Source organism: uncultured Methanobrevibacter sp., from assembly GCF_902769175.1.
Taxonomy (GTDB): Archaea; Methanobacteriota; Methanobacteria; order Methanobacteriales; family Methanobacteriaceae; genus Methanobrevibacter.
In genome coordinates this window covers 24,859-48,232 of record NZ_CACXNW010000016.1, presented here as the reverse complement: position 1 = coordinate 48,232, position 23,374 = coordinate 24,859, and the positions used below count along the sequence as shown (strand labels likewise).

Annotated in this window: 19 protein-coding genes; 7 read left to right on the top strand and 12 right to left on the bottom strand. The window is 31.0% G+C overall.

Translation table 11 applies throughout. From position 1 onward, the window contains the following. Both QZV12_RS06980 and QZV12_RS06975 read right to left on the bottom strand, forming a co-directional pair. Nucleotides 1–522: putative RNA uridine N3 methyltransferase (locus QZV12_RS06980; RefSeq protein WP_295619317.1), on the bottom strand; the 522-nt coding region annotated here is incomplete at its 3' end. Nucleotides 523–1,073: 551 nt separating this feature from the next. Next, nucleotides 1,074–1,781 (bottom strand): METTL5 family protein, encoded by a 708-nt coding sequence (locus tag QZV12_RS06975; RefSeq protein WP_295619313.1) that lies wholly within the window; start codon nt 1,779–1,781, stop codon nt 1,074–1,076. Nucleotides 1,782–2,488: 707 nt separating this feature from the next. On the opposite strand from QZV12_RS06975, the gene QZV12_RS06970 reads away from it, so the two are divergent. Continuing rightward, entirely contained in the window at nt 2,489–3,979 is a 1,491-nt protein-coding gene (locus tag QZV12_RS06970) for an acetyl-CoA carboxylase biotin carboxylase subunit (protein WP_295619310.1), read from the top strand. Nucleotides 3,980–4,061: 82 nt separating this feature from the next. Then, nucleotides 4,062–4,976 carry a biotin--[acetyl-CoA-carboxylase] ligase gene (locus QZV12_RS06965; RefSeq protein WP_295619307.1) on the top strand — a complete coding sequence of 305 codons (915 nt, stop codon included), beginning with the start codon at nt 4,062–4,064 and terminating at the stop codon, nt 4,974–4,976. A gap of 219 nt (nt 4,977–5,195) precedes the next feature. Here the strand turns inward: QZV12_RS06965 and QZV12_RS06960 are convergent, their stop codons facing one another. The 5 genes from QZV12_RS06960 to QZV12_RS06940 form a co-directional block, all read right to left on the bottom strand. Further along, nucleotides 5,196–6,356 (bottom strand): TIGR03576 family pyridoxal phosphate-dependent enzyme, encoded by a 1,161-nt coding sequence (locus QZV12_RS06960; protein ID WP_295619304.1) that lies wholly within the window; start codon nt 6,354–6,356, stop codon nt 5,196–5,198. A gap of 103 nt (nt 6,357–6,459) precedes the next feature. Further along, on the bottom strand, nt 6,460–6,777 hold the full coding sequence (locus tag QZV12_RS06955) for a hypothetical protein (RefSeq protein ID WP_295619299.1): 318 nt from the start codon (nt 6,775–6,777) through the stop codon (nt 6,460–6,462). 211 nt (nt 6,778–6,988) lie between these two features. Continuing rightward, complete coding sequence (locus QZV12_RS06950) at nt 6,989–8,710, bottom strand: lectin like domain-containing protein (protein WP_295619327.1); 1,722 nt, start codon at nt 8,708–8,710, stop codon at nt 6,989–6,991. Nucleotides 8,711–8,716: 6 nt separating this feature from the next. Further along, nucleotides 8,717–10,753, bottom strand: a complete 2,037-nt coding sequence (locus tag QZV12_RS06945) for a C1 family peptidase (RefSeq protein ID WP_295619296.1) — start codon at nt 10,751–10,753, stop codon at nt 8,717–8,719. A gap of 137 nt (nt 10,754–10,890) precedes the next feature. Further along, on the bottom strand, nt 10,891–11,424 hold the full coding sequence (locus tag QZV12_RS06940) for a FumA C-terminus/TtdB family hydratase beta subunit (RefSeq protein WP_295619293.1): 534 nt from the start codon (nt 11,422–11,424) through the stop codon (nt 10,891–10,893). A 244-nt stretch (nt 11,425–11,668) separates the two neighbouring features. Between QZV12_RS06940 and QZV12_RS06935 the strand changes: the two genes are divergently transcribed. Then, entirely contained in the window at nt 11,669–13,486 is a 1,818-nt protein-coding gene (locus tag QZV12_RS06935; protein ID WP_295619291.1) for a DUF2070 family protein, read from the top strand. 72 nt (nt 13,487–13,558) lie between these two features. Next, nucleotides 13,559–13,684 carry a zinc-ribbon domain-containing protein gene (locus QZV12_RS06930; RefSeq protein ID WP_295619288.1) on the top strand — a complete coding sequence of 42 codons (126 nt, stop codon included), beginning with the start codon at nt 13,559–13,561 and terminating at the stop codon, nt 13,682–13,684. A 391-nt stretch (nt 13,685–14,075) separates the two neighbouring features. Here QZV12_RS06930 and QZV12_RS06925 read toward each other — a convergent pair whose 3' ends face one another. Beyond that, the gene (locus tag QZV12_RS06925) at nt 14,076–14,348 is read right to left on the bottom strand and encodes a hypothetical protein (RefSeq protein ID WP_295619286.1); all 273 of its coding nucleotides are present in this window, start codon (nt 14,346–14,348) and stop codon (nt 14,076–14,078) included. Nucleotides 14,349–14,644: 296 nt separating this feature from the next. Between QZV12_RS06925 and rqcH the strand changes: the two genes are divergently transcribed. Further along, entirely contained in the window at nt 14,645–16,657 is a 2,013-nt protein-coding gene (gene rqcH, locus QZV12_RS06920; protein WP_295619283.1) for a ribosome rescue protein RqcH, read from the top strand. A gap of 441 nt (nt 16,658–17,098) precedes the next feature. Here the strand turns inward: rqcH and QZV12_RS06915 are convergent, their stop codons facing one another. Both QZV12_RS06915 and QZV12_RS06910 read right to left on the bottom strand, forming a co-directional pair. Further along, complete coding sequence (locus QZV12_RS06915; RefSeq protein WP_295619280.1) at nt 17,099–17,815, bottom strand: metal-dependent hydrolase; 717 nt, start codon at nt 17,813–17,815, stop codon at nt 17,099–17,101. Nucleotides 17,816–18,087: 272 nt separating this feature from the next. Next, complete coding sequence (locus tag QZV12_RS06910; protein ID WP_295619278.1) at nt 18,088–19,950, bottom strand: hypothetical protein; 1,863 nt, start codon at nt 19,948–19,950, stop codon at nt 18,088–18,090. 746 nt (nt 19,951–20,696) lie between these two features. Between QZV12_RS06910 and QZV12_RS06905 the strand changes: the two genes are divergently transcribed. Both QZV12_RS06905 and QZV12_RS06900 read left to right on the top strand, forming a co-directional pair. Next, nucleotides 20,697–20,885: a class III signal peptide-containing protein gene (locus tag QZV12_RS06905; protein ID WP_295619325.1), complete on the top strand. Its 189-nt coding sequence runs from the start codon at nt 20,697–20,699 to the stop codon at nt 20,883–20,885. 48 nt (nt 20,886–20,933) lie between these two features. Beyond that, nucleotides 20,934–21,122 (top strand): Flp family type IVb pilin, encoded by a 189-nt coding sequence (locus QZV12_RS06900; protein WP_295619275.1) that lies wholly within the window; start codon nt 20,934–20,936, stop codon nt 21,120–21,122. Nucleotides 21,123–21,378: 256 nt separating this feature from the next. On the opposite strand, the gene fwdF is transcribed toward QZV12_RS06900, so the two are convergent. Together fwdF and QZV12_RS06890 are read right to left on the bottom strand one after the other, a co-directional pair. After that, nucleotides 21,379–22,347 carry a tungsten-dependent formylmethanofuran dehydrogenase subunit FwdF gene (gene fwdF / locus QZV12_RS06895; RefSeq protein ID WP_295619272.1) on the bottom strand — a complete coding sequence of 323 codons (969 nt, stop codon included), beginning with the start codon at nt 22,345–22,347 and terminating at the stop codon, nt 21,379–21,381. A 487-nt stretch (nt 22,348–22,834) separates the two neighbouring features. Next, nucleotides 22,835–23,290 carry a phosphopantetheine adenylyltransferase gene (locus QZV12_RS06890; protein ID WP_394350727.1) on the bottom strand — a complete coding sequence of 152 codons (456 nt, stop codon included), beginning with the start codon at nt 23,288–23,290 and terminating at the stop codon, nt 22,835–22,837. Nucleotides 23,291–23,374: the final 84 nt, after the last annotated feature.

The following is a 23,374-nucleotide window of genomic DNA, read 5'->3' as shown; positions in this document are numbered from 1 at the left end:
TAATGTCTTAAATCCCCAGTAAATGTCATCTGGTTCATCAGGTGTGACTATTACCTCTTTAGCAAACTTAGTGATTTTAAATGAAAATATTTTATTCACTGTAAGTTGCTCTTTGCAAAATGCCAAGTTATCCATACCTATATCTACAAAGGTACCTTTCTTGTTCCTCTTAACAGTGAATCCTTGTCTGTAATCACATAATTCAGGTTTTCCAACAGGGTGATGAGGTACTCTTAAAGGAGGCAATATTCCAACATGTCTTAATTCAGGCTTGATAGGAATTGCCTTTTTTCTAAGGTATTGTGGAGTATCCATATATTTGAGAACTTCAGCAATGAAATCTCCATCATCATTCTGTTCACTGTCTGGAATTGAAAGATCTTTATAAATCACGACTTCATCCACTTCAAACAAAGCTAAGGCTCTTCCAATTAATCCAACTTTTGAAGTTTTTAATTTTAAGTCCTTAGTTTCTGCCAAGAATGAATTCGGTATAAAGACTGACACTTTTTTATTTTGCATATTATCATTTTTTTTAGTTTTATCTATATGCAACACAAGATTGAAAAGCATCTAGCAATGAACTAACTGCTATAATCTAAAGTAAAATAAGAAAAATAAAAATATATTCATGACTTCACGATTTAAATAGCTATAAAACATAGCCCTAGCTAAACCATTAAAAACCTATTAAATTCGATTTTTACACTGATATTCCACATTAGACAGATGTTTCATACCAAAAATCATGAAAAATAAATAAAAAATTTAAAAATTTCTTATAAATTACATAATGTATACATATAGATTAGTAATATTTAAGTTATTTCTAGTATATAAAGGTTTTGCTAAAAAAAGTAGATTTTTTTTGAAAATCAACTGATCTTCAAATGTAATAACAATTATTATATTATTTTATGCTTATCATTTAAAAAATTTATTGATTTACAAAATTTTAAATTGAAATAATAGTCAGGATAATAAAAATTTTATTGATTTACAAAATTTTGAATTGAAATGATAGTCAGGTAACATTGATTTACAAAATTTTGACATAAATCATTCTTATGACATCAAGATTCAAAATTTTCCACCCTCAAGACAACAACCTTTACATCACGAGATTCCTCTTTATGGAAATCATAAATCTTTGGAATTGGAAATTTGTATACAAGCTTGTGGCTCACATCAGCACCTAAGTCCCTATAGTAATCAATTACAAACTCTTCAGTATTTTTCATATGAAATGAATAGATCACTTCAGCACTGTTTACTGCAAATTCCATAAATTTCCTGTCTGCATGTCTTGACCCCTTCTCTTGAGAGCCAAAAGGAGGGTTCATGATAAGAGTGTCAAATTTATTTATTGAGATTAAATCAGGATTGAGGTCATTAGGATTGCTTGCATTTAATAAGTCGATTATTGAATTTAATGAATTAATGTCACCAACTATGAAATTTGCATTAGACATATCCATATCATGTTCTTCAGATATATGATTTTGAGTGATTTTTGCTAAAGCTATAGACTCATCATCAATGTCCACACCTAATGAATGACTTGCACCCATAAGTGAAGATGCAATTGCAAATATTCCAGTTCCACATCCAAGGTCTAAAATATTCATGCCATCAATATCCCCTAGGCCATATGCATTCCATATCAAATCTGCAGCAATTGTTGCAGGAGTGGAATACTGTTCAAGATCAACCTTTGGATTTGGATGTTTAGGAACATTTTCCAAAATCATTTCAAGATGTTTCTTTTTTGAAATCTTCATAAAAATCACTGAGAGAAATTCAATAAAAATTCAATAATAAAATTCTAAATAAAACCCTAAATAAAAAATTCAATAATAAAATTCTAAATTAAAAAATATAATTATTATATATTATATTATTAGTTATTTTTTTTATACATTCCTACAGAATCATAATCCTCTCTATTATTATAATAATTATTTTTACACAATTAATTCATCATAATTATAATTATATTAAAATAATAATTTTTTATACAAACAACATCATCATAATTATAATTATATTAAAATAAATATTTTTATACAAACAACATCATCATAATTTTAAAATTCTATTAAAATAATAATTTTTTATACAATAAACAGAATCAAGATTTTAAAAATATATTAAAATAATAATTTTTTATACAATAAACATCATCATAATTTTTAAACTATATTAAAATAATTATTTTTTATAGAATCACCAAAATCAAAATTTTAAAAATATGCTATATTATATTATAAGTTATTTTTTATATTCTCATAATCAAAATTTATAAAGATTGGCATAAGCTCATGAAAGTCATTAAAAAAATTTATATGGAACAAACATCTAAATAATGATAAAATTTAATATTAATAATTATTAATATATAATATTAATGATTGATAAATTAAGATTTGAAAATAAAATCAGATTTTATTATCATATGAATTATTAAAATTATAAAAAGAGGTATTATATGTTTGAAAAAGTACTTATTGCAAATAGAGGAGAGATTGCTATACGTGTCATGAGAGCATGTCGTGAATTGGACATGAAAAGTGTAGCAGTCTATTCAGATGCGGATAAAACTTCTCTTTATACTAATTATGCAGATGAAAGCGTTCCTTTAGGAAATCCTTCTCCAATCCAGTCTTATTTAAACATTGAAAAGATCATTAATGCTGCAGTTGAAACTGGAGCAGATGCAATTCACCCAGGATATGGATTTTTAGCAGAAAATCCAGAACTTGGAAGACAATGTGATAAGAATGGAATCAAACTAATCGGTCCTAAAGGAGAGCATATTGAAAAAATGGGAGATAAAATCACTTCCAAGCAAATAATGAAAGACGCAGGAGTTCCTGTTATTGAAGGTACACCTGACGGAATCACTGATGTTGAAGAGGCAAAAGAAATTGCTGAAGCTATCGGATACCCTGTAATCATCAAAGCATCAGCAGGTGGTGGAGGAATCGGTATGCGTGCAGTTTATGAAGAGGATGAACTTGTACGTGCACTTGAAGCAACACAATCTGTAGCATTGAAAAACTTTGGTGATGCAACCGTATTCATTGAAAAATACTTGGAAAAGCCAAGACATATCGAATTCCAGGTTTTAGCTGATGAGCATGGAAACACAATCCATGTAGGAGACAGGGAATGTTCCATCCAAAGAAGACATCAAAAGCTATTGGAAGAAGCTCCTTCACCAATTATGACTGAAGAGCTAAGGGAAAGAATGGGTGAAAGTGCAGTAAAGGCTGCTGAATCCATCGGATACAACAGTGCAGGAACTGTAGAATTCTTATATGAAAATGGAGAATACTACTTCCTTGAAATGAACACACGTATTCAAGTGGAACACCCAATCACTGAAATCGTTACCAATACTGATTTAATCAAAGAGCAAATCAAGATCGCTTGCGGTGAAGAATTGGAATACAGACAAAATGACATTAAGATTACAGGACATGCTATTGAATGTCGTATCAATGCTGAAAACCCACTTGCTGACTTTGCACCAAACCCTGGTAAGATCACTGGTTACAGATCACCTGGAGGACCTGGTGTACGTTTAGACAGTGGAGTTTACATGAATTATACAATTCCAACATTCTACGACTCTATGATTTCCAAATTGGTTACAAGCGGCCGTACAAGAAACGACGCAATCAATAGAATGAAAAGGGCATTAAGCGAATATATTATTTTAGGTGTTAAAACCACTATTCCATTCCATAAGGCAATATTAAGAAATGAATCATTCCTTGAAGGTGATTTGCATACTCACTTTGTAGATGAACACAAGAAATGGATTGATGCAGAAATGGAAAAGGTAATAGAAGAATATTTAGAAAGAGTAAATCGTATGAAATCCACTTTTATGCCTGGAAAGAAAATTGCTGCAATATCTGGAGCTGTTGGAACTTATTTCAATGCTGCTCAAGCACAGCAACTTAAAAAATAAATTAAACTTATCATATGAAAAAATAAGAATCTATATTGATTTTTAATAGGATTGAATTACACTAATTATTCGAGTGATTATTATGAGAAAAGAAATGATAAAGCTCTTGGTTAGCCATGATCTAATTTCTGAGGAAGATGCTAAAAAATTAGACTCCATCAATGACGAAAAAATTGAAGAATACATTAAAGACTTAGGATTTGGAAAAACTGAACACATTACAAAAGAAAATATTACTGAAAACTTAGAAACAGAATATATGGGCAGAGAAATCCTTTGTTTTAGAAAAGTGTTTTCAACCAATTCCATTGCTAAATTTTTAGCAAACCATGGTACAAAGGAAGGCACAGTATTGATTTCTGAAATTCAAACAAATGCAAGAGGCAGATCAGGTAAAAAATGGGAAGCTCCTGAAGGTGGAGTATGGATGTCCCTTCTCCTAAGACCACATATACCTCCTGCAAGAATAGGCTTGATTACATTGACAACAGGTGTAGCAATAGCTAAAACCATTAAGACTTTAGGTCTTGACGCTAAAATCAAATGGCCTAATGACGTATTGATTCATGGAGACAAAATCTCTGGAGTTTTAACTGAAGTCAATGCAACCTTAAATGAAATCGATTGGATTGTTGTAGGAATAGGAATTGACAGCAACTTCAAATTGGATGCCCTTTCTGAAGATGTAAGGAATGGTACAACCACCCTTACCGAAGAATTGCCAAGCGATACTGATGCAAATTCACTTATTGCAAAATTCCTAAATGAATTTGAAGAGGTTTATGACCTATACAAAGAAGGTGAAGTTGAAACCATTCTTACAGACTGGAGAAGCCTTTCAGATACCATTGGAAAATATGTGAACATTACCCAAACTGGAGGTAAGATCACTCAAGGATATGTTGTTGGAATCAATCATGAAGGAAGCTTAATCATTGAAAGACAAGACGGCACACTTGAAAAGATCATTTCCGGTGAACTTAGGACAGTTGAATAAGTAAATTAAGTTAAATTAAGTAAAATTAAATATTAAATTAAAAAAACAGATTTTTTGACTTAATTAAAAAACAAACAAAAACAGTACTTTAAAAAAAATAAAAAAATAAAATGAAAGATTTTTAATTTTTCATTTTATTACTCTTTTTTTAAAAAAAAATAGTATAATTTATTTAATAAAAAAATAATCTCTTTAAAAAAATTTTCATAAAGAATTCATTTAATAAAAAATAATCTCTTTTGATTTTTCCACATCTTGAGAAATCTCTATGAATTCTTCAAATGATGAATCTATCTTTTCATAGAGTTCATTCAAATCCATATCAATAACATCTTGAGTGGATAAGTCAAAGCGTATTGAAGCAGAAGCTCCTGGCATGCCTACTGCAGGTATTGTAATAATGCCAAAATCCCTTAATAAAATCATCGCCCATAAGAAACAACAGTCCTTTTGTGAAAGCTCTGTCTCAATATTTAAACTGTCCAACTGATTCTCAAGTGAACTTTCGCTTACATTAACACCAGTTGGAGTTTTTTCAAACATTTCATACTTTTTGCTTAGGAGATTATAAAATTCATCCTTTCTTGAAATGGCTGTAACCAGGTTTTCCTCGGTGTAATTCTTTATTCCATTGACCATAGCTAAAATCAATGGCGGCTGAGCTTCAAGGCCAAATTGATTGGCTTTAATCTTTACCTCATTGATCAGGTCTTCTCTGCCTGCCATCAATCCTCCTCTTGGACCTGGCATCAACTTGTCAGTGCTTGTAACAACCAAATCTGCTCCAAGCTCTGTAGCCTTTTTTTGCTTGAATACAGCAGTACGAAGCCTTGCACCTGAAGCGTCATCAACAAGGACAGGAATATCCCTTTCATGAGCCATAACAATGACCTTCTTAAACAAGCCTTCATCAATGACCTTATGGTCCATTGTAGAGCCTGTTACAACAACCAATGATGTGATTTCAGGGATTGTGAACTTATCGATATCAACAAACTCATCATAGCTTGCCCCCACTATTTTACAGGAACGTGGAATTGAGGGATGTGCAGGAAATTCGGCTAAGAAATGACTTACATGGTCTCCTTTTTTTACCAATGCTAAAATGCTTGCCAAAATACCGGAACTTGTCCTATTGACTGCTAAAACCTTTTCTCCACCGAGATGCTCCTTTCCTACAATTTGAAGTTCATCTTCAAATACCGCAGGACCTACATAAGTTTCCAAGAGATTCAACTCTTCATCACTTGCTATAAATCCACCAGAGAGTCCTGTAACATCATATAATGAATCTCTTCCTTTTTCGTTGATGATTTCCTTTATAATCTTTAGAGAGGATTCCCTTTTCCTAACTTCATCCAATGAATTGTTGACAATCATGATAAAACCCTTTAAAAAGTCAATATAAATAAAAATAGTTGATAGGTAAATAAAAAAATTTTAAAAATAGAGAAAATAAAAAAATTAGAATTAGAATAAATATTTATTCTAAAAGCTTTAATTCGAAGTCTTTAAATGCTTCAATGATTACTTTTAAGTCTTTTTCAGGAATATCCATTTGACTGAATTGGTCTTCTTCAGAATATCCGTATTCAGCAAATACAATGTTTCCGTCTGGACCAGTGTATAATGTAATCATGTCATCTTGCTTTTCTGGATTTTTATTAGGTAAACTTATAGTGAAAGAAAGACCTAATTGATTGAAGAATTTTTCTTTTTCTTCCTCATCCTTATTGCACTTCTTTAATTTTCTAATTCTTGATTTTAATTTCTTTTCTGCTGCTTCTGCAATATCAGCCATAATAATCACCAAATAATCATAAAATTTTTTTAATTAATTTAATTATAAAAACTATATTAATATAAATTTATTATCATATTTAAAATGATTGGTATTTAAAGTTTTACTATTTAAATTTTGAAAAATATTTTATTTTGATAATGAAGTTTTGAAAGATATTTATTGAAATATCATGAACTTTTTAGTCAATTAAAACATCAAATGGGAATGGTTACCTTTTTACAACAACTTTAGCAGTTCTTGATATGGCATTATATGATTTGTCTCCTGCAAACTTAGCTGTAAACTTATATGTCTTTTTGCTTGACAAGCTTACTTTGACTTTAGCAAGTCCCTTTGAATTTGTTGTTGCAACATATCTTTTTCCATTGATTGTGAAAGTAATCTTCTTATTCTTGATTGCCTTTCCTTTGCTGTTTTTCAATGTTGCTGTTAGATACTTGTTCTTATTTCCTACCCTATATGTTCTGTTAGGAGCTGTTAATCTCAATGATTGCTTTTTGACAATTACCTTAACTGTTTTGGATGAACCAGTGTAATTTGCATCTCCTGCAAAACTGATTTTAAAGGTATAGGTTCCAGCAGCTGCTATATTGATCTGCAATCTAGCAACACCAGACTTGTCGGTTGTTCTGGTATAGGTAGTGTTCTTAACTGTGAATGTGACCTTTTTGCCAGCTAATGCCTTTCCATTCTTATCCTTTAAAGTCATTGTAAGATTTTTGCCTGATTTTCCGTCAACGGAAACAACTACTGAATAAGTTGTTAAGTTATTTGCAATGACTTGAGTGCTGTTCTTTACAACAGTTACAGTAAATGTAGTGTTAGATGGGTCATAACGTCCATCTTCACCATCAAACAAAGCCATGAACACACATTTTCCTGGAAGCAAATTCAAAGTGAATTTAGCGTAAGCATCATTTGTATTTAAAGTAATAGGGTTCATGGAATAATTGTTGTTTGAACTTTTCAATGAAATACTTATGTTCCTATTTGGAATAAGCTTTTTATATGCATCAAGCAATCCAATTGAAACAATCTTATTGGATTTGAAATTAGTTGTCACATCTGCTATCTTCAAGAATTCTGTAAAACTGACATAATTGACAACAGATGAAGCCATCATGTTCTTATTGAAACTGTAAGTTAAGCTGTTTGCAATAAATGAGAGATTCATAGATGATTTGTCTTCATTAAACCTTAAGATTAAATTCAAGGTTTGGGTTTCTCCATTGTCTAAGCTATCCATTGTCCAGATTTTAGATGTCTCATCAAAGAACCCTTTTGTTACATAGCTGTATATAACATCTATGCTGTCATCAAAAATTGAACTGACATTGACTTCTTTGGAAAAGTCACCATTGTTTGAAATAGTAAGATTAAACTCTATTAAATCCTCTTCAATATAATAAGATGCATTGGATTTAAGGTCTAATGCCAAATCATCTGCAAAATCGGTATAAGCCTTAAGGCATACATTTGTTTCCACTAAATTGATTCTCATAAGGTTTTCATACAATTTAATTACAGCTGTATTCTTAGATGTGTCAATCCAATTTACACCATTTGGACTTATGAATGACTGGTTTGCTTGTGCACTGACCTTATCACTATAGTCAGAACGTTTGGATTCGATTGCTATAGGGAATAAAGAGCCGGGAGTGGTTAACTTTACAATTATCTTAAATATGTCTCCTTTAGATAAGTCAACCATGCTGTTTAATTTCACTGTATGATAACCTGCACCGATTAAGGCTCCTTCCTGTACAAGTTTGGAAATTCCATTGACTGTAACGTTTACCAAATAGCTTGAAGAGCCAAAGGTGTATAATCCAAATGCCTTAAGAGGATTGTTTGATTCTGCAGTGAACTGATTTGCAAGCCATGCGGTTTCGCAATTGTATCCTACAGATTCAAAGCTGTTTCCAACTATATCATATTAGTAGATATTTTTATATTCTGTTAAGTTCTCTACAGAACTGATTGCAATAGCTGCAAACTGGTCTGTAACACCGGGGAATGTTGCATCATAATATGAAACATAGTAGTATCCTCCTTGTCCAGAGGTGTTTCCCCAACTGTTTTTAATGATCCATGCACCATCTCCAGGAGGTGTGGATGCAAAATTGAATCTTGAATAATTGTCATCCCAACCGACGATGGCTACAGCATGCTGATTGGTGGTTGAAACATTAGAATATCCAGTTCCATTGGAGATTAAAATAGAAGAATATATTGAAGTGTACAATGCGCCATACTGCATAATTGCATATTTTATTTGTTCATTGTCCAAATAGTCCAATCTCAATGGAATGTATTTAAATCCTGTAACATATTTTAAAATATCCAAATCTTCAGGAGACCAAGTTGAATAAGGGTCAAAAGGATCCAAGCTTTCATCCACTGGTCCGCTGCCTCGCAATAGGTATGCAAATGCCATGATATGGTTACCTCCAGTGTTCCATCCAGTACCGTTTGTTCCATTTTCATACATTGCATTTTTCATATTGTTTTCAGAAAAGTCATAAGTGATGTTTTCATATTTCAATAGATAGGACTCTAAAGCAGCATAAATTGCAAAGGTCCAGCAATCACCGCCAGGCTTCTGGTTTTTGACGCTTGTGACCCAACCGTAATCCCTTAAGTCATAGCTTGAAGGCAAATCACCGATTAAACTGATGTCAAATGCATCTGAGATGATCAGCTGGTCTTCAAGACAGAATATCAAGTCTGACTTTACAGTTTTTATGGTGTTGTTTTCAAAAACGATATTTTCAAAGCGATAATTACCATTGATGTTAAAAACAGTGCTGTTTTCAACAGCTATTCCATTTGCATAATTATTCGCAATGGTTGAATTGATTATTTCAAGCAAAACACCTTTATGTGCAATAGCTGATCCAAATGTATAGTTCTCACTCATAGCATTTCCGGAAATAGTGGAATTGATAATATAAGTATTACGGCCATTCCAAATGCAAATAGCTCCACCTAATCCACGGGATGATGGAATGGTGGTGTTTGCTATTGAAGAGTTGACCAAAGTTAAAAATCCATTAGAACTGTAGATAGCTCCTCCAGAAGCGAATTTTCCCTGAAGGGTATTGCTTATGAATTTGGAATTGAATATGGACAATTCTCCTAAATGAGTGTAGATTACTCCTCCATATGAATCAGTGCCTCCAGATGAGGAATTCTTTGAGAAAGTGGAATTATATATTTTTATAAAACTTGATTTACTATATATAACGCCACCTACAGCATTATTATAAGCATGATTGCCAGTGAAAATAACATTAATGATGTTTAAATAAGATTTGAAAGCATAAATGGCACTTCCATTGACGTAGGAACCATTAGATAATGTTAAATTGATAATATTGACCAATTTCTGGTTAACCATATAAATTAATTGAGTGGAGTTTAAACCGTTTATAATTGTTTTTTGTGGATTTTCACCTATCAAGTTCATGGATTTTTGAATATATAATTTTCTTGAAATATTATAGGTTCCTTTAGCTAAAAACAGATTTGTTTTTTTATATTGTCCACTTAACTCTGATAATCCAGCTTCAATAGATTTAAATGGCTTTAATTGAGTTCCATCCTCTTCAGTTCCAGTGTATGAAGCATTTACAAAAACAGTGTTCTCATCAGTGATGTTTATTTTGACATTAGCAAAATCAGTATCTAAATTAGGAAGACTAGAATTTGATTCAAGATTAGATTGCAGATTATCTGATGATGCCTCATATAGACTACTATCATCATTTCCATTGTCAGATTCCAAGATATTTCCATTAGGATTTTCATCTGAATTGGAATCTGTATGGATGTTCTCATCCAAATCCTGATCAATTAACATATTACTATCATCAGACAATTGATTTGCATCCAAATCACTTGCAAAGCTTATTGGAATTGTAATCAAGGCTAATAACAATAAAATGATAATTATATTCTTTTCAAATTTCATTTTCCCCATTAAATTTTAAGTTTCAAGTTTTTTAATGATTGAATTTGAATTTCAGTTTCAAATTCATTCAAATTATTAAATAAATATGAATTTAATTCTAGTTTCAAGTTTTTTCAATAATAATTAAATAAATATAATTAGTCATAAAGACTGTTTCCATGGCTGTCCATTGCTACAATCAAAGGACCAAAGGAATCTACATCCAAGTCCCAAATGGCTTCAGGCATTCCTAAATCAAGCCAATTTACTCCTTTGATTCCATTTACCTTATCTACATACAATGCTGCACAGCCACCAGTTGCCACCACATAAACGGCATTGTTTCTCTTTAGGGCTTCCCTAACAGAATCATCCATGCCTCCTTTTCCAATTACAATCTTTGCACCCATATCCAAAACATCTGCCTGATATGGATTCATTCTCATGGAAGTTGTTGGACCAACTGCAACCATATTATATTTAGGTTCATCACTGTCTGATCTTTCCTCTTGAATTATAGGTCCTGCATGGAATAAAACTGCCCCTTCTATATCACAAGGAGCTCCCTGTTCCAAAATTCTCTTATGTGCTTGGTCTCTTGCAGTCAATATCTGGCCGGAGATTGCAATTACATCTCCTGCTTTTAGTTTATCAATATCCTCATCAGTAATCGGTGTTTTTAACTCTATCATGAAGTCACCAAATAATAATATTAAACAAAATCAAATAGTATTAAGTTTTATATAAAAAACTATCATATATTATAATTGTATTAATATATTTTTTTATTATAATATATAACGATTTATATAATTTTTTTATAGAAATTTTAAATTGGCTTAAAAAATTTTTGATAAGCCAAATGGATTCTTACAGATATTCATAAAAAATTGATTAGACTTTAATATTGAGGAAAACAAAAGGGTATGATTATCAATGTCCAGTATGAGTAGTGTAGCGGGATTATCAAAATATATAAGAACATTGCCTAAAGCTATGACTTCATTGCTATGTATAATTGTAATGAGTTTCATAATAGGTTTCTTGCTTTTTACAGTTAAGACAATGAGCTTTGGAAATGGATTGGAAAACTTCATTTATGGTGGGGCATTCGGTTTTGTTGTATTTGGATTGCCAGCAATCATAACCGGTTCTACAGATCAATTCTGGGTGGATTCCCTTAAGGGAATAAACCTTAAGACCAAACATTCCATGTTCCTTTCATTGGTTTCAATGACCATAGCAGGAGTCATCAGTATACTTGGAACTTTAGTTGGGCAAATATTCCATTGGGACCTATTCTTCAATTCAATCCTCTTAGGATCAGTATTGGCATTTGCATTCAATATTCTTGTGCTCTGGGGTACAACCAGAATAAAGATAATCAATTCTTTCCTTATCGCTTTGATTCAGCCATTGCTTATGATTGGAATGCTGATTATTACAAGTTTCCTAAATGATATTGAAGGAATGTTTGAACTCGGATTCCTTGGAACAATATTCAAGGTCATTATAGCAAGTATGATCTTTTTGCTTGCCATCTATTCATTCATCAGCGTAGTGGAATCTCCAATGAAAAAGAACTTAGGATTTGGAGCATTGGAAATACTCAGTTACTTTATTTCACATATGAATGAAGGTTCAAACAGCATTGAAGACTTATTTGATAACGCTGGAGAAGCTATAGATACACTTGTAGGTGTTGCAAGCTTTAGAAAATTAGACGGCACCATTAAGGCATTGTTCTTAAGCCCTTGCGTGCATCCAGGACCTCTTGGAGATATTGGAGGTTCCAATATGCCTACAATACTTGCAAACAGCTTTGATGCATTTACAATGGTTGCTCATGGACCTTCCACCCACGACTTCAACCCAGTTTCAAGTGATGAAATCGTTAAAATCGAAGAGTCAGTGAGAAAAGCATTGCGTGGTATTGAATACTCTCCAAAAGCAAGTGAATTTGTAAGATATTCCTATAAAAAAGCGAATATTGGTGTACAATTCTTTAATAATGGAACCATAATGCTCTCTACACTTGCTCCTTCAGGAAGTGATGACATTGAATATGCTGTTGGACTTGCAACAATGATTGAAGGGCAAAAGGTCTTAGGGACTAGAAACAATATCCTTGTAGATTGCCATAATTCATTCAATGAAGAAAAAGGTGGAGTTCTCCCTGGAAATCCAGAGATGTTCCAATTGCTTGACACCATCAAATTGATTGAAAAGAAAGAGTTGGAATATGAGATTCAAGTGGGATGCCACCATACAGACCTTGGCGGATTCGATAAGCATCAAGGAATTGGAGAAAGCGGCTTAAAAACCATGGTTATTGAAGTCAATGGACAAAGAACTGCTTATGTCCTATTTGATTCAAACAATATGGAGCTTGGATTTAGAGAAACCATATTCAAAGCTGTGGAAGAGTTGGAAATTGATGCAATTGAAGTCATGACAACAGACACCCACACAGTAAATACATTGTCTGCAGGATACAACCCTGTAGGAACTGTAGAGAAAGAAAAGATCATTGATTATGTAAAGCTTTCAATTAAGGAAGCAATCAATGATTTGGAACCTGTTGAAGCAGGAACCAATACAGAAAGGATAATCGGACTTAAAACATTTGGTCCAAACAATTCAACTGAGCTCATTTCCACTATCAGTTCAATTGTAGCTGTAAGTAAGATTATAGCTCCTTTAATCTTCATTGTAGCAATCCTATTTGTATTGATTTGGATATTCCTATTCTAATCCATTAGTTTTTTCAATAGATTTATATATTGCAAATCTTAAATTAGATTAAAAAATATTAAGGGTGATAATATGATTAATTGTAATGTATGTGGACATTTAAATCCTGATGGAAGAATAACTTGTGAAAACTGTGGATCTGACCTTTCTGACAGTCCAGATTTAGGTGGATCTGATGAAGATGATGAATTTTTCTAAAGTTTTTTAAAACTTTTTTCTTTTTTTTTTACTTTTTATTATAACACTTAAATTATCTTTTTTTTAACAATTGAACTTAACTAAATAATAAAATTAAATATTAACACTTAAATCATCTCTTTTTAACAATTTAACTCAATCTAATAATCTAATTTTATTATAAACATGAAAAATCTATTTTTTAACATTTAATAAATTGATAAATTATTGATTTAAACTTAAGTTAAAATTACTAATATGAAATAAGTTGTTAAATTAAAGAAAATTAGAAAAAGTGTAATAAAAGATATTAAAAAAAATTAAAAAAAAGAACTAGTTAAAGAGCATATACTCCCAACCAGTGAAAATGTTTTGATCAAACTTTTGAGAGCCGAAGGCGAGTAAAAGTTTGTTATAAATAATTAGTTAAAATAGTCCATAAAATGAACCAACAGAAACCGAATGGAAGAATTCCATCCCATAACCATGCGGAAAATCCTTCAATTTCACCTTCAAATGCTTTTTGACAGAATTGTCCAACGAAATAAAGAATCACTATACCTATAACGAAAGCGAATACATGGTTTTTAAATCCTAGCATACCTGTTGTAAATACAGTGGCTAAAATAGCTGCAACTATTGCAGCAACAATCTGAATTGATACGATTTTAACAGTAGAATCCATTAATTTTTCCTCCAATAATAAAAATAAATATAAATTGATTTGATTTTAAAATTTAATTAAGTAAATAGTCAGTTTAATATAATGATAAAATAAAATAAATCATATAAAAACTATAATTATAACTATAACTATAATTATATAAGTTGATATAATATATAAAATATTGCATAAAATTTATAAAATAATTAGTTTAAATTAATTATTTAGAAAAAATTAAACTAAAATTTAATAGTTCAAATAAGCAATTTAGAAAAAACAGATAATCTTAATTTTTAATTAAAATCAAAGTGAGAAATATGAAATCAATGTCTAATATAGACATATACACAATATGTCAAGAATTAAATGATTTGCTAGTCGGTGCAAGAGTGGACAAATCATTCCAGCCTACCAAAGATACAGTTGTTATGAGATTCCATAAGGCAGGTACTGGAAGATTGGACCTTGTAATCCAAGCAGGAACAAGAATCCACATAAGCCAATACCCATTGACAAATCCTCAAAACCCACCTAGCTTTCCAATGCTTCTAAGAAAAAGGGTGAAAGGAGCTAATGTAGTTAGCGTTACACAGCATAACTTTGACAGGGTTTTAGAAATTAAAATGAAGAAGGAAGAATATTACACCCTTATTGTTGAACTCTTTTCAGCAGGAAACATAATTCTATTGAATGAAGCAAATGAAATCATCCTGCCATTGAAAAGAAGGCATTGGAACCAAAGGGACATAAGCTCTAAAAAGGAATATGTTTTCCCTAAGGCAAATGGAATGAACCCATTCACAATTACAATAGATGAATTCAAGGAAGTGATTTCAGGTGGAGAGGACCATGAAGTCGTTAGAACCCTTGCTAGAAATGGGCTTGGAAGCGTATATGCTGAAGAGGTCCTGCTAAATGCTGAAATAAGCAAGAAGACTCCATGTTCCCAATTAACTGCAGAAGAGATAAAAACTGTTTTCGATGCATTGAAAGCTGTCTTTGAACCTTTGGAAAAAAGAGAGTTCACTCCTATGATTGTAAACAACAAAAAGGAAATCGAAAGGCTCAAATCTGAAAATCCTGATAAAAGCTACAAAGCCAAGGAAGATGTCATTCCAATAAGAATCAAGCAATACGAAGGTTTTGAAGAAGAGAAATTCGATAGCTTCAATGAAGCATGTGATGAGTTCTACTCCTCAAAGGTCAAAAATGAAATAACAAACATTCAGGAAGCTGCATGGAATAAGAAAGTTGGAAAATTCTCCAAAAGGCTTGAAAATCAGGAAGAAACCCTTCACAACTTTGAAAAGACAATTGAAGACTCACAAAAGAAGGGAGAGTTTCTCTTTACAAACTATGTTCAAGTTGACAATATCCTTAATGTAATAAAAGACGCAAGGGAAAAGGACTATGGATGGAAGGAAATAGGCCAAACCTTAAAGGATGCTAAAAAGTCTGGAATGGAAGACGCCCAAATATTCGAATCCATGGATCCTCTTGGAAACATCACATTGAAAATTGATGACATAAGCATACAGATGGACAGCAAAAAGTCAATACCAGACAATGCTGAAGTCTATTATGAAAAGGCTAAAAAGGCTAAGCGAAAAATCAAAGGTGCTTTAATAGCTATTGAAAACACTAAAAGGCAACTTGCAGACATTGAAGCCAAAAAGGATAAGGCCATGCAAAATGTTATGGTTCCACAGAAAAGGGTCCAAAAGAATCTCAAATGGTATGAAAAATTGAGATGGTTTGTCTCAAGTGATGGAATACTGGTTGTTGGCGGAAAGGATGCAGGTTCCAATGAAGCTGTTGTGAAGAAATATTTAGACCAAAATAATATTTATTTACATGCAGATATACATGGTGCTCCTTCAGTTGTAGCTAAAGTATCATCAGATGCATTAAATGATAATTTGCTTAAAGAATTAGGTGAGTTCGCCGCTTCCTTTTCAAGTGCTTGGAGGAAAAACTTCACATCTCAAGACGTCTTTTGGGTGGAGCCAGACCAAGTTTCAAAAACCCCTTCTTCAGGAGAGTATGTGAAAAAAGGGGCATTTATCGTTCGTGGATGTAGAAATTATATTAGAGGTTGTAAGCTTGAAATATCCATAGGTCTTGTTGACTATGATGGAGAGAAAAGAATTATGGCTGGACCTACAGATGCTATGAAAAAATTTACCAATAAATTTGTTACAATAAAACCTGGCTTTACCAAAAAGGAAAAGATAGCTAAAGAGATATTGTCTAGAATCAATGAGGATGGCTTATTGACTTTAGATGATGTTGTAAGAGTATTGCCAAGTGGAAAATGTGATTTTGTTTAAATCCATTTTCTATTTTCTTTTTTTTAATTTCAATTAAACTCTTTTAAAATAAATGGCTCTTTTTAGAAAAATAATAAAATTTATTGTTTTAATAACAATTAACAATAATAAAACATTTTTAAAAATAAAATAATTAAAATACTCTTTTTAGAAAAATAAATAAAATTTACTGTTTAATAAAAATTTAAAATAATGAAACTCTTTTTAAAAATAAAAAAAATAAAAATAGTTTAATTAATAGAATCTAATCTTTTTTATAATAAAAGAATATCTAAATAAGTTATAAAAATCTAAAAAAAATCTTTAAAAAAATAGCTAAATAAGTTATAAAAATCTAAAAAAAATCTTTAAAAAAATAGCTAAATAATTTATAAAAATCTAAAAAATAATAAAAATAAAAAATAAAAAAGAAAAATTCTTTTTTAATTTAATTGAATAAAATTATTCCTCTTTTTCAAAATCTGGCTTGTAATATTCCAATGGATTCATGATAACAACATCAATCTTAGGATTGAGTTGGTTTACGAAATTGGAAAATACAGCAGGATCCTGTTCTATTACTGGGAAAGTGTTGTAATGCATTGGAATAACTGCCTTTGGATTTAACCACATAGCAGCAAGTGCACCTTCAAATGGTCCAATGGTAAACTTGTCTCCAATAGGCACCATAGCAATATCCGGCTTGTAGATTCTTCCAATAACATTTTCCATATCAGAGAACAATCCAGTGTCTCCTGCATGGAAGACTTTAGTTCCATCTGGGAAAGTGAACAGGAAGCTTCCAGGGTTTCCTCCTGGGCGAACTTCATCAGTAAAATCAATGGAAGAAGAGTGCTTTGCATCAAGCATAGTGATTTTGATTCCTTGAATTGATACTGAACCGCCAGTGTTCATGCTAACGCAATCCAATCCTTGCTCTCCTAAAAACAATGAAATCTCATGGTTTGCAACAAGAGTTGCATTAGTATTGTTAGCTATTTCCATTGCATCCCCAAAGTGGTCTGAATGACCATGGGTAATGCAGATAATGTTTGCTTCCAATTCTTCAACTGGAAGGGGACAGGAAGGATTATTGCTAATGAATGGATCAACCAATATCTTTACTCCTTCATCACTAATTAATTCAAATGCTGAATGGCCTAAATATCTAATTTCCATAATTTCACCTTTGTCTTTTAAGAAATTTTTCATTTCAATAATTCAGTTTATTTTAGAAAATCTTTCATTTCACTAATGCACTTAATTTTAGAAAATCTTTCATTTCACTAATGCACTTAATTTTAGAAAATATTTCATTTCAATAATTCACTTTTTTAAGAAATTTTTAATTTTCAATAATTCACATTTCTTTTAAAAAATAAAAAAAATATCTTTCCTTATCAGAAAGACATCAAAAATTTAATATAAATGTAATATAAGCATAATTCCAATTATTCATCACCAATAATCGCATTGATATCCAAATCCTTTGCCATAGCCCATGAGGATTCAAATAATTCCTTGATGTTTTCTACAGACTCAACATCATCATAAACAGCACCATATTCAAAATCATTTTCATCAACACTGTTGGATATAATCAATGCATGAGAAGTGTCTCCTATCAAGTTAAATGAATTTACTGAAGGCAATGTCTTGATTTCAACTCCCTTCTTAATGAGAGAGCTTAATAAAAGAACATATGATAGGTCATCTAAATCAACCTCTTCGATTATGACTCTTGACTTGATTTTGGAAAGGCTTGACAAGAACCTGTCTCCCATATCCTTAACTGAAGGTGCCTCCAATAGAATTTCCTCTTTAGAGTGACTTGCAACCTCTTCAAATGCCTCTTGTGAAGTCAATATTCCCTTATCGCATATGACATAACTATTCAATAATCTTGGAATAGGCAATGATTCTGGATCATTAGGGTCAATATGAATGGTTTCGTCATCACCATCTAAAAGTTCAGAGATGGATGGAACATCATCTTCAGGCTCTGGAGTTTGAGCTATTGGACTAGGGCTTGGAATATCCTCTTCAACAACTGCCACTTCAGGCTCAGCAGTTACAGGAGTTGGTTTAGGAACTTCCCTTTGAAGAACTGCTCCTTCATTAGGTTTTGGTCTTGGCTTAGGTGCACTAAGCACTTCAGACTTTCTGTGTGGCCTAGTCAAATAGGAATTGATATCCCTTTTGGAAGCAATAGGGTTTGTAGATGCAATTGATGTTGGTCTTGGCAATTCCTCTACATCAATCTCTGCTTCAGGAGTTATATAATCTAATCTGTCCTCAACTGCTGCAGTTTCATCCTCATATTCAGGATAAATAACATCTCCAATGCCATGCTCTTCCTTATATGCCTCATCTGCATAAATTGGAGTGATAACATCATCTGCACCAGAGTCATCATAAATCACATTATTGTAGAGAGTGTTTTCAGATTGGGACAAGTCATAAATCGGCTCTTCAACAATCTCATCAATATCTATCTCATTGATAGGCAAAATGATTTCCTCATCAATGGTTTTAGGAATCAAGCTGTAGCTATCATCTGTAACTTCATTATCATAAATTGTTTCAGCTTCTCCAACACTTGCCAAAGCTTTTGAAATCTCTTGAGACCTTTTAGGAGTCTCTCTCAAATCAATTCTTTCCACAGATCTCTTTCTAGGTCTGCGAGTAACTTTCATAGGCTTTTCATAATTAGGTGTAAAGTAAAAGGTATCTGGGCTTGATTCCTTTTGGTCATCTTTCAAATAGCCATAGCTTCTTTTCTTAGGCTTATTTGATTTTCTAATGGATGGGAGTTTGAATTTAGGCTTTTCTTCTTTTACTGGCTTTGTTCTAAGGACCTGCTTGCTTTCATCGATTGGAGTTTCGAATTTTGGTGCAGGTTCTTTAGGTTTAGTGGCACTTAGGAAATCATCAAGAGTGGCTGTTGGCTCATCTAAACTGCTGTCCTCATAATATGAATCATGAGTTGTTAATTTTGCTTTTGGATTAGATGTGTTGTCCAATTTAGTGTTTACTAAATTTTCAACCTCTTTTGCACCTTCCTTAACCATAGAAAGAGTGTCATTTTTTGATTCATTTAACCTCTTCTTAGTATTTGATCCTTTTTTAGGAGATTGTAAATCTAAAATCCTATATATGAAAGCTGGAAGCAATTTGTATAAACCGAATATTGTGATTAAAACCCCTAAGATTAAAACCAAGTCAATCAAACGATAAACAATACTTCCATAAACAAGAACTAAACCAATGACTGTTAATAAAATACCAGTAAATACATCTAACGATTCTGCCACGGATACCCACCTTTTATGAAAATACTTAATTGATAATTATGAATCTGTAAACATTATAAAATTCCTAAAAATTCTTAATATTTTAATTTTTTTAAAATTCTTTTTTAAATTCTAAAATTTCATTCATTTTATAATGAAAATTTAAAATATAGTTTTTTTAAGCATATTTTTAAAAAATTATCCATAATTAATATTTATTTATAATCTTAATCATTTATATAATTTTGTTTTTATTTATAAAAATAATGATTAAAAATTAGTTAAAAATCAAAAAATTAATAAACAATGTATGAAATCTTAAAAAATAAGATGAAATTTTATTGAAAATAAATAAAAGCATCAAAAATTAAAATTTTAAAAAAATAGGCAAATTATATAAAAAATCAACCGGATAAAATCATGAAAAGATTTGGATATTAAATTTGCAATGCAATAATTGGAAATATCATAATATTTGAAAAAGGTCAAAAAATAAAATCAAATGAAAATATTCAAAAAGAGTAAAAAATTTGAAAATAATCTTAAATTATAATAATTCAATCAAATTATAATTTATTTGAAAAATTAAGATTAGATAATCCTTTAATAATGAAAAAAAGGCAAAATATAAATAATAAGTTGGCGAAAATAATATCAAAAATACATAAGGTGAAATTATGATTTTTGAAAATTTGAAAAATAAGAAAATGAGATTCAAATCAAAGGGTTTGATAAATTGTCAACTTAAGAAAAGATGTGTAAAATCAATGAAAGAGATTTCAAAGGACAGTTCAGGTCAAGGAGCTGCAGAATATATCCTATTGTTTGGAGGAGTTATTGTAATAGCCTTAGCAGGGCTTTTGATTTACAGATCCTACTTCAGCAATACTGCAAGCGGATTGAATGCAACTGAAGACATCAATTCCATAAGAAACAATATGACCAGTCTTTATTAATCTGATTGATTGAAAGGAAAATGTCTTTATGAAAAAGGTAATCAAAATATGTTAAACTGTTTGAAAAATGATGAAAGAGGTCAAACAAGCGTTGAAGTGATATTGTTGATAGGTTCAATATTAGTCATAACCATTATATGCGGAAGCTATGTCTATAAAATCAATACAGAGATTAATGACTTATATAATCAAACATTGAATAAAGGACGCTTGTGTTTATTTAATAAGCTAAAATAAGCAATGATTCCTTAAATCCTGGCAAAATTCGAATAAATAATAGATTAAATAAATAGAAAAATAATAATTATCTATAAAAACTAAATAAAAAAGGATTAAGAACCAATTAACATCTAAAAAAAAAAACTAAAAAAAGGATTAATGATCAATTAACAAATAGAAAACCCCCGTAAACTATTGGTTAATTGAAGATAATCACATAAATATAATTAAAGGAAGAAATAAAAAAATTTAGAAAATTAAATTATTTAATTTTCTAATCAAGCAGTTTTTCTAAAGCTGCTTTCCAAGAAGAAGATGAAATGTTGGTTAATTTCATTGCATTTCTATTAACAACAATTCTTTCTTGAGGACATACTTTAGTGCATGCACCACATAATACACAGTATTCCTGATTGAATTTTGCAGCATTGTCTTCAAGGACAATTGCATTACATGCACAAAGGTCTACACAAGATCCGCATCCTACACAGTCTTCATCAGTAGTGGAAATTTCTCCTTCAAATGGTTTTGTAACTTCTGCTGCATCAACTGGACAGATTTCCTTACACCATCCACAATTGATACAATCTGATCCTATGAAGATGTCACCGGTAATTTTAACCTTTTCAATCTCTTCACTGTACATACAGGTACTGCATACAGTCTTAATTGCTTCTTGAGGACATGCTCTTTTACAGACTCCACAGTATACACACTTATCCTCATCAACTTCAATGGAACATGCATCAGCTGTGTTTACAACAGTAATTGCATCTGCAGGACATAATTCTGCACAAATGCTACAGTAGATACAGTTCTCATCATTGATGGAAATTTCACCAACCAATAAGTCATTTCTATTAGGTAATTCCCTTTTGAATAAGATTGCATCTTGAGGACATGCTACAGTACATCTTCCACAGAATTCACAAGCTTCATCATCAATTGCAGATTCATGAGTCCAAGTTGGATAATTAGCAATGTCTTTAGAACTTTCACCTTCTATTTCAAAGTCTAAAGCACCAAATGAACAAGCTGAAGCACATAAACCACATAAAACACAAGTATTATCATCAAGTGTTATATAATTTCCTTCTGCTTGGCCTCTTGCAATCCCCAAAACATCCCCTAAAGCTAAGGAGCTGGTTGGACAGGAACCAGCACATATTCCACATGCTAAACAAACATTATTATCATACGATAATTTTCTTGATTCACTACCATCTCTTTGAATAAAAATCATAACAATCCCACATTTAATAGTCTTATTTTCATATAATATAAAGTATACTGAATAATTTTTAAAAAATACTTAAATTGCTAAAAAATATTCATACTTAAGCATAAAAAATTAATACTTAAATAAAATATACCAACTATTTTTATAGAATTAATAATATCTTTATAGATATGAATATATAAACATAACGATTTAATCTTAAGGTATGCCTAAAAATTTAGTTGATTATTCTGAATTTTAGAATAATATTGAATAAAAATAATTAAAAATATTTAAATCAAAATATTTTGTTTTAAATTAAAAAAATCATAATGAAAAATTAGTTAAAATTTTATATAAAATAGACTATAAGAAAAGTAGATTAAATCGAAATAATAATCAAAATCCAATAAGAAAAGTGGTAAATCAGCTAAATATTCATAAAAAAGCATTAAAAATAGATTAAATCGAAATTAAGAAAAATAGATAAAATAAATATCAACCTAAAAGTCTAAATTAACTCTCCCTTCTGATTGATTTTCCCTTGGCGTATACGTGTGGAAGAAATAGGTATTCCATCATCTGCCAATACAAAACTCACTACAACAATGTCTAATGGCTTCATGCCTTTGCTGACTCTAATCCCATTAATCTTAACAGCATTAGGTTCAGTTTCCTCACTTACAACAATTGCATCAAAACTTTCATCATAAATGGTTGGACCATAAGGATCATCTAAACGAGAAATATGAAAATTATTATGCTCTGTAGCTAAAAACTGATTTAAATTAGCCATACGAACATCACAAGAGTCAACATCCCCTTCCTTTTTTTCTGCAAAAACATTGGAAGTAACTCCTATTTCAACGCTTTCCCCAATTTCAAAAGCCTTAGCAATTAGGCTTCTATGACCATAATGAAATTTGTCAAATGTTCCCCCTACAGCAACTCGTTTATATTTTTTCATAACAATCCTTCAAATATTTTTAAAAATTATATAATTAATTTTAAATTTAAAATTATATAAACTTAATGAAAACAAGTAGGAAAA